Genomic DNA, 15,504 nt, shown 5'->3' on the forward strand with positions numbered 1-15,504 from the left:
GTTATTAGCCTCCGTTGCGTTTTAACTGCAGCTCATCATGATGGCGTTTTTCACCAATCATCACGACTACCAGCAGGATTACCGCCAGAATGCTGCCGCCAATCATCACCATAAAGCCGCCATCCCAACCGAAGAAGTCAACGGTATAACCCACAATGGCGCTTGCAGCGACAGAACCGCCCAGGTAACCAAACAGACCGGTAAAGCCCGCCGCAGTACCCGCCGCTTTTTTCGGCGCCAGTTCCAGCGCGTGCAGACCGATCAACATTACCGGGCCGTAGATCAGGAAGCCGATGATAATCATACAAGCCATATCAACGTTCGGGTTCCCTGCCGGGTTCATCCAGTAAACGATGGTCGCGATAGTCACCAGGGTCATAAAGAACACGCCGGTCGCGCCACGGTTGCCGCGGAAGACTTTATCCGACATCCAGCCACACAGCAGCGTGCCCGGAATACCCGCGTATTCATACAGGAAGTAGGCCCAGGAGGATTTATCCAGTGCGAAATGCTTCACTTCTTTCAGGTAGGTCGGCGACCAGTCGAGGATACCGTAGCGCAGCAGGTAGACGAACACGTTGGCGATAGCGATATACCATAGTAATTTGTTCGGCAGTACGTACTGCATGAAGATCTGCTTCGCAGTCAGCTCTTCTTCCGCTTTTTCGTTGTAGTCGTCCGGATAGTCGTTTTTATACTCTTCGATAGGCGGCAGACCGCAGGATTGCGGCGTATCGCGCATCATTGCGAAAGCGAACAGCGCCACCACAATCGCGCCAAAGGCTGGCATATAGAGCGCCGCTTTCCAGTCGTTAAACCACGCCATCCCCAGCAGGAACAGCAGTGGCGGGATCCCGCCGCCGACGTTATGCGCACAGTTCCAGACCGACACAATGCCGCCGCGCTCTTTCTGCGACCACCAGTGAACCATCGTACGTCCGCACGGCGGCCACCCCATCCCCTGGAACCAGCCGCAAAGGAACAACAGCACAAACATCACGGCGATGCTGGATGTCGCCCACGGCACAAAGCCCATAAACAACATGACTGCTGCGGCCAGAATCAACCCTGCCGGCAGAAAAACGCGCGGATTCGAACGATCAGACACCGAACCCATTATAAATTTCGAAAAACCATAAGCGATGGAAATCCCGGACAGCGCAAAGCCCAGATCGCCGCGTGAAAAACCCTGTTCTACCAGGTAGGGCATCGCGAGGGCAAAGTTCTTGCGCACCAGATAATACGCGGCATAGCCAAAGAATATCCCCAGGAAAATCTGCCAGCGTAATCGGCGATAGGTCGGATCAATCTCCGCCGCTGGCAAGCGCGCTTTATGCGGCGCTGGTTTAAAAATACTCAACATATTGTAGCCTCCGTGGCCCGTATTTTATTTAGAGGTAAACACCGCAGTTTGTTCAAACAACCCCGCTGCTCCCAGTGTGGCCGCGATGTTAAGTAAAGATACGTCACGTTAATGTGAATTACAGCACATATTGTTACAGTTTTATGACCAATGTTCAGAAAGGCGCACGAAATCACGTTTCATTTTCGAATAGTGAGCGATTATGCGCGAAATCAAACATTCCATATGATTTGTATGGCTAAATGATAAAAAACGAACTGTGAGGAAAAACAATGAAAACTCGCGACTCGCAAGCAAGTGACGTGATTATCATTGGCGGTGGAGCAACAGGCGCAGGGATCGCCCGCGACTGCGCGCTGCGCGGTTTACGTGTCGTTCTGGTGGAGCGGCATGATATAGCGACCGGCGCGACCGGGCGTAACCACGGGCTGCTGCACAGCGGCGCTCGTTATGCGGTTACCGACGCGGAATCCGCGCGCGAGTGCATTAGTGAAAACCAGATTTTAAAACGGATCGCCCGCCATTGCGTCGAACCGACGGATGGTCTGTTTATTACGTTGCCGGAAGATGATCTTGCGTTTCAGGCCACCTTTATTCGCGCCTGTGAAGCGGCAGGCATTCGCGCTGAAGCCATCGATCCGCAGCAGGCTCGCATCATCGAACCTTCCGTTAACCCTGCGCTCATCGGTGCGGTAAAAGTGCCGGATGGCACCGTGGACCCTTTCCGCCTTACCGCCGCCAATATGCTGGATGCCAGAGAACATGGCGCAATCGTGTTAACGGCGCATGAAGTGACCGGGCTCATTCGTGAAGGCGCAACGGTCTGCGGCGTCCATGTGCGCAACCATCTCACTGGCGAAACCCAGACGCTTCACGCGCCGGTGGTGGTCAATGCGGCAGGTATCTGGGGGCAACGGATCGCCGAATACGCCGACCTGAGTATTCGCATGTTCCCGGCGAAAGGCTCGCTGTTGATCATGGACCATCGGATCAACCAGCATGTCATTAACCGCTGCCGGAAACCATCGGATGCCGACATTCTGGTACCTGGCGATACGATTTCACTGATCGGCACCACCTCTACCCATATTGATTACAATGAGATAGACAGCAACCGCGTCACCGCAGATGAAGTCGATATCCTGCTGCGTGAAGGGGAAAAACTGGCCCCTGTCATGGCGAAGACGCGTATTCTACGCGCGTATTCCGGCGTCCGCCCGCTGGTGGCCAGCGATGACGATCCCAGTGGTCGTAACGTCAGCCGCGGTATTGTGTTGTTCGACCACGCCGAACGCGACGGGCTTGAAGGCTTTATTACCATTACCGGCGGGAAGCTAATGACTTACCGCCTGATGGCGGAATGGGCGACCGATGCCGTGTGCCGCAAGTTGGGCAATACTCGCCCCTGCATCACGGCGGATACGCCGTTGCCTGGTTCAAAAGAGTCTACGGAACATACGCTGAAACGCATTATCTCGCTTCCCGCGCCGCTACGCGGATCGGCGGTTTATCGGCATGGCGATCGCACGCCGGGGTGGCTGAGTGAAGGCCGCCAACACCGTAGCCTGGTCTGTGAATGCGAGGCCGTCACGGCGGGGGAAGTGCAGTATGCCGTCGAAAACTTAACCGTGAATAGCCTGCTGGATCTGCGCCGTCGCACCCGCGTAGGGATGGGCACTTGCCAGGGCGAACTGTGCGCCTGCCGCGCGGCCGGGCTATTGCAGCGTTTTAATGTGACGACCGCGGCGCAATCTATTACGCAACTCTCTGAATTTCTGAATGAGCGCTGGAAAGGCGTACAACCTGTCGCCTGGGGAGACGCGCTGCGCGAAAGCGAATTCACGCGCTGGGTTTATCAGGGATTATGCGGTCTGGAGAAGGAGCACCAGGATGAAATTTGATACGGTTATTATGGGCGGCGGTCTCGCCGGTTTGCTATGCGGACTGCAGCTCCAGCAGCATGGATTACGCTGCGCCATCGTCACCCGCGGACAAAGCGCGCTGCATTTTTCCTCCGGCTCGCTGGATCTGCTCAGCGCCCTGCCCGACGGCCAACCGGTGACCGACATTACCGCCGGGCTTGATGCGCTGCGCCGCCAGGCGCCTGAACATCCTTATTCACGTTTAGGCGCGCAAAAAGTCCTTACGTTGGCGCAACAGGCGCAAACGCTACTTAACGCCAGCGGCGCGCAGTTATACGGCGACGTACAGCAGGCGCACCAGCGTGTCACGCCGCTTGGCACATTGCGTTCAACCTGGCTTAGCTCGCCGGAAGTACCGGTCTGGCCGTTATCCGCACAGCGAATTTGCGTCGTCGGCGTTAGCGGATTACTGGATTTCCAGGCGCACCTTGCGGCAGCGTCGCTGCGCCAACGCGACCTCAACGTGGAAACCGCAGAAATCGACCTTCCGGAACTGGACGTACTGCGTGATAACCCGACGGAATTTCGCGCGGTCAATATTGCGCGTCTGCTTGATAACGAAGAAAAATGGCCGCTGCTGTACGACGCGCTGTCGCCAATAGCGACAAACTGCGACATGATCATCATGCCCGCCTGTTTCGGGCTGGCGAACGATACGCTGTGGCGCTGGCTTAACGAACGTCTGCCCTGCGCGCTCACGCTGCTGCCGACGCTGCCGCCATCGGTGCTCGGTATTCGTCTGCACAATCAGCTCCAGCGCCAGTTTGTCCGTCAGGGCGGCATCTGGATGCCGGGCGATGAAGTGAAGAAAGTCACCTGCCGTCGCGGTACCGTGAGCGAAATATGGACCCGCAACCATGCCGATATCCCACTGCGCCCGCGTTTTGCCGTACTTGCCAGCGGTAGCTTCTTTAGTAGCGGTCTGGTTGCCGAGCGCGAAGGGATCCGCGAACCTATTTTAGGGCTCGACGTACAGCAAACGGCCACCCGCGCCGAATGGTATCAACAACATTTCTTCGACCCACAGCCCTGGCAGCAGTTTGGCGTCGTGACGGATGACGCCTTCCGCCCCTCCCTTGCGGGCAACACGGTAGAAAATCTGTATGCAATAGGTTCTGTGCTGGCGGGATTCGATCCTATAGCTGAGGGATGCGGCGGCGGCGTCTGCGCAGTCAGCGCCCTCCAGGCCGCGCACCATATCGCTGAGCGTGCAGGAGAACAGCAATGAGCGACACACGTTTTGAAAGTTGTATTAAATGTACGGTGTGCACCACCGCGTGCCCGGTCAGCCGCGTTAATCCTGGCTACCCTGGCCCTAAACAGGCCGGACCGGATGGCGAACGCCTGCGTCTGAAAGACGGCGCCCTGTATGACGAGGCGCTGAAATATTGCATTAACTGCAAACGGTGTGAGGTCGCCTGTCCGTCGGACGTGAAGATTGGCGATATCATCCAGCGCGCCCGCGCGAAATACGATACGACGCGCCCGTCATTGCGTAACTTTATTCTCAGCCATACCGATCTGATGGGCAGCGTTTCAACGCCGTTCGCGCCGGTGGTCAATACCGCCACCGCATTAAAGCCAGTGCGCCAGTTGCTTGATTACGCGCTCAAAATCGATCATCGCCGCACCTTACCAAAATACTCTTTCGGCACCTTCCGCCGCTGGTATCGTAGCGTGGCGGCGCAGCAGGCTAAATACAAAGATCAGGTCGCCTTTTTCCATGGCTGTTTTGTGAATTACAACCATCCGCAGCTCGGAAAAGATCTGATTAAGGTGCTGAACGCAATGGGTACTGGCGTACAGTTACTGAGTAAAGAGAAGTGTTGCGGCGTACCGCTGATCGCTAACGGTTTTACGGATAAAGCTCGCAAACAGGCTATCAGCAATGTGGAGTCGCTACGCGAGGCGATTGCCGTCAAAGGTATTCCGGTCATCGCCACGTCATCCACCTGTACGTTTGCGTTGCGCGATGAATATCCTGAAGTGCTGGACGTGGACAACGCCGGGCTGCGCGAACATATCGAGCTGGCCACCCGCTGGCTATGGCGCAAACTGGATGCCAGGAAAACGCTGCCGCTTAATCCTTTGCCGCTGAAAGTGGTCTACCATACGCCGTGTCATATGGAAAAAATGGGCTGGACGCTTTACACGCTTGAACTGTTGCGGCAAATTCCGGGGCTTGAATTGACGGTACTTGATTCACAGTGCTGCGGCATTGCCGGTACGTATGGATTTAAAAAGGAAAACTATCCGACATCACAGTCCATCGGCGCGCCACTGTTCCGCCAGATTGAAGAGAGCGGCGCCGACATTGTCGTCACCGATTGTGAAACCTGTAAGTGGCAAATTGAGATGTCTACAAGCAAACGCTGCGAACACCCCATTACGCTACTGGCGAAAGCGCTGGGCTAAGTAAAAAGCGCCGGAGCCCCTCCGGCGCTATTACCCTACTCACCAGGGACGATTTTCCATCAGACATATACCCTTCATACTTCAAGTTGCTTATGTGTTGGCTACGGATTATTTTGGGTATAAACGCGGATGTCTCTTTGCAATAACCTGCCCTATTTGGTTAACCATGACCGCTAACCCACGGTGGCATGACAGATAACGACGTTACTGTTTATAGAGCAATATCTCTTGTATCGCCGCGTTACCAGCCTCCTTTAAAGAGGGGGATAACTGAATATCTCCAATAATAATTGAGTGTTATGTGAATAATAATAAAATCAGGTCTATGCCTGATTTAATATATCTCCCACTAACAATAATATTTTTACAAATAATTATACATGACATCATATTCGTTACTTTCACCTACCAGGAAACAGAGCAAAATGAATATATGTGTAAATTCACTTTACCGATTGAGCACACCGCAATTTCACAGTTTATATTCAGAAGATGTGAGCGATGAGGCGCTTGCGTTGTTGATTGGCGAAGTAGAGAACGGTAATCAGAATTGTATTGATCTGTTATGCAATCTTGCGTTACGCAACGATGACCTGGGACATAAAGTTGAGAAATTACTTTTTGATCTCTTTAGCGGAAAAAGATCGGGATCACCAGATATAGACAAAAAAATCAATCAGGCTTGCCTTGTATTACATCAAATCGCCAATAACGATATAACAAAAGATAATACTGAGTGGAAAAAGCTACATGCCCCTTCCAGATTACTTTATATGGCAGGTTCCGCGACAACCGACCTTTCTAAAAAAATAGGAATAGCACATAAAATTATGGGCGACCAGTTCGCTCAGACAGATCAAGAACAGGTAGGAGTTGAAAATCTTTGGTGTGGTGCGCGAATGTTGTCGTCAGATGAGCTAGCAGCTGCAACGCAAGGTCTGGTTCAAGAATCACCTCTTCTCTCGGTAAACTATCCTATTGGGCTGATTCATCCTACCACCAAAGAAAATATATTAAGCACTCAGCTACTTGAAAAGATTGCTCAATCAGGATTATCTCACAATGAAGTCTTCCTGGTAAATACAGGAGATCACTGGCTTCTCTGTTTATTTTATAAACTTGCAGAAAAAATAAAATGCCTTATATTTAATACTTATTATGATTTAAATGAAAATACTAAGCAAGAGATTATAGAAGCAGCAAAAATTGCAGGCATATCAGAAAGCGATGAGGTTAATTTTATTGAAATGAATTTACAGAACAATGTACCCAACGGCTGTGGTCTATTTTGTTACCATACAATTCAACTCTTATCGAATGCCGGACAAAACGATCCTGTTACCACACTACGAGAATTTGCGGAAAAATTCTTAACGCTTTCAGTAGAAGAACAAGCACTATTTAACACCCAAACCCGGCGGCAAATATATGAATACAGTCTCCAGTAATGGTGAGTACTTAGAGCCTATCCCATTAGGCTCTTATCCTGAAATGATGCTCTGCGAAGAATTTATAAGTATATAAGGATGGGAAGGCCAAGCCTTCCCACTAAAAGTTCTATGCCGTCAATGATTCAACCACGTCTATCCAGCCATGCTCGCTGATAATGTCCTCGCCATTAAGCCAGCGGCGCAGCATATTTAGCGCCATCATCGCGCATACCTCCTGACGTATTGCCAGACTATACCGATTGGCGCTAAAACGCACGCGTAAGGCATACGTGCCATCCGGCGTCGCCAGCGCGAAATTAAGATGTTCGTTTTCCAGCCCCGACACGGCCAGCGCCAGACCGGCATAATGATTGCTGCGTCGTTCTGTCGTCCAGTGCGCCGTTTGCGCCAGCGTCTCTTCCTGAGAAGGAACGACTTCGCTGGCAAGAACAGGCGCCCCGGCGCGGGAAAGCTGTAGCGCCAGTAAGCCGCTGGTGTATTGCTCGCTCAACGTCAGACTCAACTGCCTTTCCTGCAGGCGGCGGGCTATTTGCGCCGGCAGATTTTCCGTACCTTCAAAAATCAGACTCTGCCCGGCAACCCGTTTGACCTCTGGCCATAACGCCAGCATCGCCTCCCGTTGCGTCGCCGGGCCGGTCAATTTCAGTTCAATGATCGGCATTGATGAGCGATACCCCATCGTCACGCCGGGCGGCAACGGCAGTGAATCGAGACGCTGCGCGAGGTCGCTTTCTGAACGTCCAAAAGTCGTTAACCGCAGGCAAAGCGGCGGCTCCGGCAGCGAAAAACGCGCGCGTAACCGCGGTAAGATTTCCTTCTCCACCATAACCTTAAATTCCGACGGTACGCCGGGGGTGAAAAACATCAGGCAGCGGTTGAGCTGTAGCGCAAATCCACAGGCCGTGCCGACCGGATTATTAATAAACTCCGCGCTGGCAGGCAGTTCCGCCTGTTTACGGTTGCTCGGCGCCATCACGCGACCGCGCTGCTGAAAGTAACGTTCCATTTCGGTCAGCCACGCCTGGTGCAGTACTAATCCTTCGCCTTTTGCCGTTGCCGCGGCGAGCGCGCTTAAATCATCGCTGGTCGGCCCTAACCCGCCATTAACAATCAAAACATCAGCATGTTGACTGCGTTCACGCAAGATAGCGACCAGACTGTCCAGGTTATCGCCTACCGTATTTCGCCGTGATAACGGAACGCCCTGATGAAAGAAAAAATCAGCCAGCCAGGCGGCATTGGTGTCAACGATTTGTCCGTGCAACACCTCATCCCCGGTGGATAGCATTTCCACATTTAGCATTGTGTTCTCCTGCTCTTATGATGAAAACACTATAACGCAAAGAGGAATAGGACGTGGAAAGAAGAATGACGGGAAAAGGAGGAATATGGCGCGACGATTGCCGCGCCGTTAGCATCAAAAGCTGGCGTTTACGCCAACATAAGGGCCGTCAGCAATCGCATTATCGCGGTTGCCGTCTTTACCCGCCAGGTTCAGGTAACGATAACCGGCTTCAATGCTCAGCGGGCGCATAATGGTGAAACGCGCGCCTGCATTCGCTTCTTCATAACTGTCGATACCGCTGGACAGCGAATCTGGTGAATAATAATACTCGCCGAACAGACGGAAGCTGTTGCCGATTTTCCATTGTAGCCCACCGCCGACAGCCGCCGCATAGCCTTCATCGCTGTCTTTCGGATTGGTATAAATACCTTTACCGCCGACCGTCGCCAGCAGCGGTCCCACCGGAATGTTCAGCCCCAGACCCACGCCCGCAGCATCGCCATCATCATCGTTGTGCATCCAGTTGCCGCTTAGCGCCAGTCCCGTCGATTCCGTACCAAAACCCACGCCAATGTTGGTGTAATCCTCGCCCGCCTGGCCGCTAATACTGATGGCCTGCGCCGATGCAGAAACGAACAGCATTCCGGCAAAACCTAATAATATGCTTTTTTTCATTTTTACCCTTTCCAGCAAGCACATAAAGAAAAACTCCCCAAAACGGCAGAATTGTACTGCCAGACGCTGAGGAATCAATGCACTAAGAAACCATTCCAAAAACATATTGTAACGAAATACTACTTTCGCCATGACGCATCATTGCGCCATCACATGGCGACGCCTGCATCAACAAAATTAACAAAAAACGCAGTCTGCGTTATCGCTTCCATTTTTCACAAAGAATTTCGCAGAATGATTTGTTAAGCTGATGGCCTGGTGGTTTAAGGAAGCGACTTATGCGTCAACGAACTATAGTTTGCCCATTAATTCAAAATGATGGCTGTTATCTGCTGTGCAAAATGGCCGACAACCGCGGCGTCTTTCCCGGTCAGTGGGCGCTGTCGGGCGGCGGGGTCGAGCCGGGCGAACGCATTGAAGAGGCGCTGCGTCGGGAGATTCGGGAGGAACTCGGCGAACAACTGATTCTGAGCGATATTACGCCGTGGACCTTCCGCGACGATATCCGCATTAAAACCTACGCTGATGGCAGACAAGAAGAGATTTATATGATTTATCTCATCTTCGACTGTGTTTCCGCTAACCGCGATATATGTATTAACGACGAATTTCAGGACTACGCCTGGGTCAAGCCAGAAGAACTGGCGCTGTATGATTTGAATGTAGCGACACGCCACACATTAGCATTGAAAGGGTTATTATAATGACGACAGCCGCTTCAGGCTGTCTTTACGCTTTTAACATGCGGCTAGCCGGGAACAAATTCACCATCTAAAAAGAGTTTTCCGTTTTCCGCATGCATAACGAGCGCATTAAGATAGTCCGGATCAAACTTTACGCCGCGCTTATTTTTTGCAATATACGTCAAACAATGATTATGGGTAAAAATGACTATATTTTTATTCTGCGACTTTTTCAGTAACGTATTGATTGAAGCATAAATACCGCTGCCGCAATCCATCATTTTTTTATCCACCGTAAGCGACCTGCCCGCAGAAAACCAGGTTGCCGACTGGATGGTGCGCACCGTATTACTGGAATAGAGATTGTAATTTTGTATATCGGCACTGAAGGCTTTACCCAGCGCTCTGGCATCTTGCGCACCGTTGACCGTAATCCCCGTGCTGTCTGACAGGCAGGTATTATCGGAACGATCGCACCGCTCGGCATGGCGGAATAACACGACTACCGGATGCTGCTTCGCCAGCGCCGCCAGCGCTTTACCGTTAATCTGCGGTAGACCGTTACCACTCCAGGCATGTTGTGAGGTCAACCCGGCGATAATAACCAACGCCCCCGCCAGAGTCGCGAGATAGCGTTTGTTTTTAATAAAGCGTAGGGTAAATGCCAGCACATTAACCTCTCAGGCACACAGTGCAGCTAACTTAATAGCAATACGATTAAAATGAAATTCCGCAACGGAAGACCAGGCCAGAAACATAAAAACAGCTTTTGGGCATGCATAAAATGCCTTAAACTTTCGGCGAAAGCAAAGCATAATTCCGTTAAAAATTATCTTTTTACTTCACCTTAATTTCTTAATGTTAATTTAATCTTCATCCAGTAGGGTTCAGCTAAATGCGTTAAAAAATAAGCCCTTTTCTATTGCCGAAATATTTGAAAAGCGGCTTTCAATGGCTGAAGGAAAAATGATGTCGGACTTTTTGCCTTTCTCCCGTCCGGCGATGGGCGCGGAAGAGCTTACTGCCGTTAAGACCGTACTGGACTCAGGTTGGATAACAACCGGCCCGAAAAATCAGGAACTGGAAGCGGCGTTTTGTCGGCTAACAGGCAATCAATATGCCGTTGCCGTCAGTTCAGCCACTGCCGGTATGCACATCGCGTTGATGGCGCTGGGCATTGGTGAAGGCGACGAGGTCATTACACCGTCAATGACGTGGGTTTCTACGCTAAATATGATCGTTTTACTCGGCGCGACCCCCGTCATGGTCGATGTCGATCGCGATACGCTGATGGTCACGCCTGAACATATCGAAGCCGCGATTACGCCACAAACCAAAGCAATTATCCCCGTCCACTACGCTGGCGCGCCCGCCGATCTGGACGCTATTTACGCTCTTGGCGAGCGTTATGGCATCCCGGTGATTGAAGACGCGGCGCACGCGACAGGAACCAGCTACAAAGGTCGCCACATTGGCGCCCGGGGCACCGCGATTTTCTCCTTCCACGCCATTAAGAACATTACCTGCGCTGAAGGCGGTATCGTCGTCACGGATAACCCGCAATTCGCCGATAAACTGCGCAGTCTCAAGTTTCACGGGCTTGGCGTTGATGCCTGGGATCGACAGAGCGGAGGACGCGCGCCACAAGCGGAAGTCCTGGCGCCGGGCTACAAATATAATTTGCCCGACCTCAACGCCGCTATCGCGCTTGCTCAGTTACAGAAACTGGATGCGCTTAACGCTCGCCGCGCCGCCATCGCAGCGCAGTACCACCAGGCAATGGCAGACCTGCCTTTTCAGCCTCTGAGCCTTCCGTCGTGGGAACATATTCACGCCTGGCATTTATTCATTATCCGGGTCGATGAAGCCCGCTGCGGTATTACCCGGGATGCTCTGATGGCATCGCTGAAAGCGAAAGGCATCGGCACAGGGCTGCATTTCCGCGCCGCGCATACGCAAAAATATTATCGCGAACGTTTCCCAACGCTCACACTGCCTGACACCGAGTGGAACAGCGAGCGGATCTGCTCACTGCCGCTCTTCCCGGATATGACCGAGAGTGACTTTGATCGGGTCATTACCGCCCTTCATCAGATAGCAGGACAATAAGCATGTTTGACGCCGCCCCCATAAAAAAAGTCTCGGTGGTTATTCCTGTCTATAACGAACAGGAAAGCCTGCCGGAATTGATAAGACGCACCACCATCGCCTGCGAGAGCCTGGGCAAAGCGTGGGAGATTTTATTGATAGATGATGGTAGCAGCGATAGCTCGGCGGAGCTGATGGTTAAGGCGTCCCAGGAGGCCGATAGCCATATCATCTCTATTTTACTCAACCGTAACTACGGTCAACATGCAGCGATTATGGCGGGGTTTAGCCATGTAAGCGGCGATCTTATCATTACGCTGGATGCCGATCTGCAAAACCCGCCGGAAGAGATCCCGCGCCTGGTGGCGAAAGCCGATGAAGGGTTCGATGTGGTAGGCACCGTGCGCCAGAACCGACAGGACAGCCTGTTTCGCAAATCGGCGTCAAAAATCATTAATCTACTGATCCAGCGCACAACGGGCAAAGCGATGGGCGATTACGGCTGCATGTTACGCGCCTATCGCCGCCCTATTATCGATACCATGTTGCGCTGCCATGAACGCAGCACCTTTATCCCTATTCTGGCCAACATTTTCGCTCGTCGGGCTACCGAAATCCCGGTGCATCACGCTGAACGTGAATTTGGCGACTCTAAATACAGTTTTATGCGTCTCATTAACCTGATGTATGACCTAGTGACCTGCCTGACGACGACGCCTCTGCGCCTGTTGAGCCTGCTGGGCAGCGTTATCGCCATCGGCGGGTTTAGCCTGTCGGTATTGCTTATTGTACTTCGCCTGGCGCTGGGGCCGCAGTGGGCGGCGGAAGGCGTATTTATGCTCTTTGCCGTCCTGTTTACCTTCATCGGCGCGCAATTCATCGGTATGGGGCTGCTGGGCGAATACATTGGTCGCATTTATAACGATGTCCGCGCCCGCCCCCGCTATTTTGTTCAACAAGTTATCTACCCGGAAAGCACGTCGTTTACTGAGGAAAGTCACCAATGAAAGCCGTTATTTTTGCCTATCACGATATGGGATGTCAGGGCGTGCAGGCCGTACTGGATGCCGGGTATGAGATTGCCGCGATTTTCACTCATGCCGATAATCCTGCGGAAAACACCTTTTTTGGCTCCGTCTCCCGGCTGGCGGCAGGATTAGGGATTCCGGTTTATGCGCCGGATAACGTAAATCATCCTATCTGGGTCGACCGCATCGCTGAGCTTGCGCCGGATATTATTTTTTCGTTCTATTACCGCAACCTGTTAAGCGAAGAAATTCTGCACCTCGCCCCGGCTGGCGCGTTCAATCTGCACGGTTCTCTATTGCCTGCCTATCGTGGCCGTGCGCCGCTAAACTGGGTTCTGGTTAACGGCGAAAGCGAAACGGGCGTAACGCTGCATCGTATGGTCAAACGTGCCGACGCCGGAGAGATTGTCGCCAGTCAACGCGTTGCTATTGCGCAGGACGATGTTGCGCTTACCCTGCATCATAAGCTATGCCAGGCCGCGCGCCAGTTGCTTAATAGCATCCTGCCCACCATGAAATGCGGCGATATACCTTCTGTTCCCCAGCGTGAGTCTGACGCTACGTATTATGGTCGCCGCAGGCCGGAAGATGGCCTTATCGACTGGCATAAACCGGTTTCCACTGTGCATAACCTGGTGCGGGCGGTAGCCGCCCCCTGGCCCGGCGCGTTCAGCTATAACGGCTCGCAAAAATTCACTATCTGGTCTTCCCGAATTTGTCCGGATGCGCAGGGCGCGCTTCCCGGCTCGGTAATTTCGGTCTCTCCGCTGCGGGTCGCCTGCGCTGATGGCGCGCTGGAGATTATTACCGGCCAGGCCGGAGACGGTATTACTGTACAGGGCTCGCAGCTTGCACAGACGCTTGGTCTGGTGGCGGGCGCGCGTTTGAACCGTCCACCAGCGACCAGCGGTAAACGTCGCATTCGCGTTCTCATCCTCGGCGTCAACGGTTTTATCGGCAATCATTTGACCGAACGGTTACTGAATGAAGAGAATTACGAGGTCTACGGTATGGATATCGGCAGCAACGCCATTAGCCGATTCCTGCTCCACCCTCGATTTCATTTCGTGGAGGGAGATATCAGCATCCACTCAGAATGGATCGAATATCATGTCAAAAAATGCGATGTCGTACTGCCGCTGGTAGCAATTGCAACCCCGATTGAATACACCCGCAACCCGCTGCGCGTCTTTGAACTTGATTTTGAAGAAAACCTGCGGATTATCCGTTATTGCGTGAAATACCGTAAACGCGTGGTTTTCCCGTCTACCTCTGAAGTGTACGGCATGTGTACGGACGCCTCTTTTGACGAGGACAAATCGAATCTGATCGTCGGGCCGGTGAATAAGCCACGCTGGATTTACTCCGTTTCCAAACAGCTTCTCGACCGGGTGATTTGGGCTTATGGCGAAAAAGAGGGATTGCGCTTCACGCTTTTCCGCCCCTTTAACTGGATGGGGCCGCGGCTGGATAGCCTGAACGCGGCGCGTATCGGCAGTTCACGCGCGATAACGCAGTTGATTCTGAACCTGGTAGAAGGGACGCCGATCAAGCTTATCGACGGTGGTCAGCAGAAGCGCTGTTTCACCGATATTCGCGATGGGATCGAAGCATTATTCCGCATTATTGTGAATAATGGCGATCGGTGCGATGGCAAAATCATTAATATCGGCAATCCTGACAACGAAGCCAGTATTCAGGAACTGGCGACGCTGTTGCTCGACAGTTTTGATAAGCATCCGCTGCGCTGCCATTTCCCACCGTTTGCCGGTTTCCAGGTCGTCGAAAGCCGTAGTTATTACGGCAAGGGTTATCAGGATGTCGCACACCGGAAACCCAGTATCGACAATGCCAGGCGCTGTCTGGGCTGGGAGCCGTCTATTGCGATGCGTGATACGGTTGAAGAAACGCTGGACTTCTTTCTGCGCAGCGTAGATGTCGCGGAACGCGCATCATGACGAAAGTCGGTTTACGCATTGATGTTGATACCTTGCGAGGAACGCGTGAAGGTGTTCCCCGGCTGCTGGCGACATTGCATCGCCACGGCGTTCAGGCCAGCTTTTTCTTCAGCGTCGGGCCGGACAATATGGGACGTCATCTTTGGCGTCTGATAAGACCGCGATTTTTATGGAAAATGCTACGTTCAAACGCCGCCTCGCTCTACGGTTGGGATATCCTGCTGGCCGGCACCGCCTGGCCGGGAAAAAATATCGGCAACGCTAATGCCGGGATTATTCGTGAAACGGCAACATACCATGAGACGGGACTACATGCCTGGGATCACCATGCGTGGCAGACTCACAGCGGCCACTGGAGTATCCGCCAGCTTGAAGAAGATATCGCGCGCGGCATAACGGCGCTTGAGGCCATTATCGGAAAACCCGTCACCTGCTCAGCCGCGGCCGGCTGGCGAGCGGATGGGCGCGTTGTTCGTGCGAAAGAGCCGTTCAACCTGAGGTATAACAGCGATTGCCGTGGAACCACCTTGTATCTTAAAATTTGTTTAAAATATCCATGGTTAGATTTGGCAAGGTGTATGCAGCCTGATACCTCCAGGGGTTCATAGCCCGTGAATAAGCGACCGGCGCATACAC

General features: G+C 52.7%; 12 protein-coding genes and 1 pseudogene. 9 read left to right on the forward strand and 4 right to left on the reverse strand.

Annotated elements, in window-relative coordinates; genetic code table 11:
* Window positions 1-4 precede the first annotated feature (4 nt).
* Window positions 5-1,363: a glycerol-3-phosphate transporter gene (gene glpT / locus HV477_RS24405; protein WP_000948739.1), complete on the reverse strand. Its 1,359-nt coding sequence runs from the start codon at window positions 1,361-1,363 to the stop codon at window positions 5-7.
* A 272-nt stretch (window positions 1,364-1,635) separates the two neighbouring features.
* Here glpT and glpA point away from each other — a divergent pair, with 272 nt between their 5' ends.
* From glpA to sseL, 4 genes are all read left to right on the forward strand, one after another.
* Window positions 1,636-3,264, forward strand: a complete 1,629-nt coding sequence (gene glpA / locus HV477_RS24410; protein ID WP_000857218.1) for an anaerobic glycerol-3-phosphate dehydrogenase subunit A — start codon at window positions 1,636-1,638, stop codon at window positions 3,262-3,264.
* Entirely contained in the window at window positions 3,254-4,513 is a 1,260-nt protein-coding gene (gene glpB, locus HV477_RS24415; protein ID WP_000667152.1) for a glycerol-3-phosphate dehydrogenase subunit GlpB, read from the forward strand. Before glpA ends, glpB begins: the two co-directional genes overlap by 11 nt.
* Complete coding sequence (glpC, locus tag HV477_RS24420; protein WP_079899015.1) at window positions 4,510-5,700, forward strand: anaerobic glycerol-3-phosphate dehydrogenase subunit GlpC; 1,191 nt, start codon at window positions 4,510-4,512, stop codon at window positions 5,698-5,700. The genes glpB and glpC overlap by 4 nt, the downstream gene beginning before the upstream one ends.
* A 425-nt stretch (window positions 5,701-6,125) precedes the next feature.
* Complete coding sequence (gene sseL, locus HV477_RS24425) at window positions 6,126-7,148, forward strand: SPI-2 type III secretion system effector deubiquitinase SseL (RefSeq protein ID WP_001017732.1); 1,023 nt, start codon at window positions 6,126-6,128, stop codon at window positions 7,146-7,148.
* Window positions 7,149-7,257: 109 nt separating this feature from the next.
* Here sseL and HV477_RS24430 read toward each other — a convergent pair whose 3' ends face one another.
* Window positions 7,258-8,454 (reverse strand): nicotinamide mononucleotide deamidase-related protein YfaY, encoded by a 1,197-nt coding sequence (locus tag HV477_RS24430; protein WP_023226623.1) that lies wholly within the window; start codon window positions 8,452-8,454, stop codon window positions 7,258-7,260.
* Between the two features lie 114 nt (window positions 8,455-8,568).
* Window positions 8,569-9,111, reverse strand: a complete 543-nt coding sequence (locus HV477_RS24435) for a YfaZ family protein (protein WP_001670658.1) — start codon at window positions 9,109-9,111, stop codon at window positions 8,569-8,571.
* Between the two features lie 278 nt (window positions 9,112-9,389).
* Here HV477_RS24435 and nudI point away from each other — a divergent pair, with 278 nt between their 5' ends.
* Window positions 9,390-9,815 (forward strand): nucleoside triphosphatase NudI, encoded by a 426-nt coding sequence (nudI, locus tag HV477_RS24440; RefSeq protein ID WP_001249900.1) that lies wholly within the window; start codon window positions 9,390-9,392, stop codon window positions 9,813-9,815.
* Between the two features lie 44 nt (window positions 9,816-9,859).
* Here nudI and pmrG read toward each other — a convergent pair whose 3' ends face one another.
* On the reverse strand, window positions 9,860-10,465 hold the full coding sequence (gene pmrG / locus HV477_RS24445; protein WP_000879258.1) for a lipopolysaccharide core heptose(II)-phosphate phosphatase PmrG: 606 nt from the start codon (window positions 10,463-10,465) through the stop codon (window positions 9,860-9,862).
* Between the two features lie 298 nt (window positions 10,466-10,763).
* Between pmrG and arnB the strand changes: the two genes are divergently transcribed.
* The 4 genes and pseudogenes from arnB to HV477_RS24465 form a co-directional block, all read left to right on the forward strand.
* On the forward strand, window positions 10,764-11,903 hold the full coding sequence (arnB, locus tag HV477_RS24450) for a UDP-4-amino-4-deoxy-L-arabinose aminotransferase (RefSeq protein WP_052932181.1): 1,140 nt from the start codon (window positions 10,764-10,766) through the stop codon (window positions 11,901-11,903).
* Window positions 11,904-11,905: 2 nt separating this feature from the next.
* Window positions 11,906-12,889: an undecaprenyl-phosphate 4-deoxy-4-formamido-L-arabinose transferase gene (gene arnC, locus HV477_RS24455; protein ID WP_052932182.1), complete on the forward strand. Its 984-nt coding sequence runs from the start codon at window positions 11,906-11,908 to the stop codon at window positions 12,887-12,889.
* Window positions 12,886-14,868 (forward strand): bifunctional UDP-4-amino-4-deoxy-L-arabinose formyltransferase/UDP-glucuronic acid oxidase ArnA, encoded by a 1,983-nt coding sequence (arnA, locus tag HV477_RS24460; protein ID WP_079899013.1) that lies wholly within the window; start codon window positions 12,886-12,888, stop codon window positions 14,866-14,868. The genes arnC and arnA overlap by 4 nt, the downstream gene beginning before the upstream one ends.
* Window positions 14,865-15,401: pseudogene (locus tag HV477_RS24465) on the forward strand (polysaccharide deacetylase family protein); the annotation flags it as partial. The gene arnA and the pseudogene HV477_RS24465, both read left to right, overlap by 4 nt.
* Window positions 15,402-15,504 lie beyond the last annotated feature (103 nt).

Source organism: Salmonella sp. SG203, assembly GCF_013350575.1.
GTDB lineage: Bacteria > Pseudomonadota > Gammaproteobacteria > Enterobacterales > Enterobacteriaceae > Salmonella > Salmonella enterica.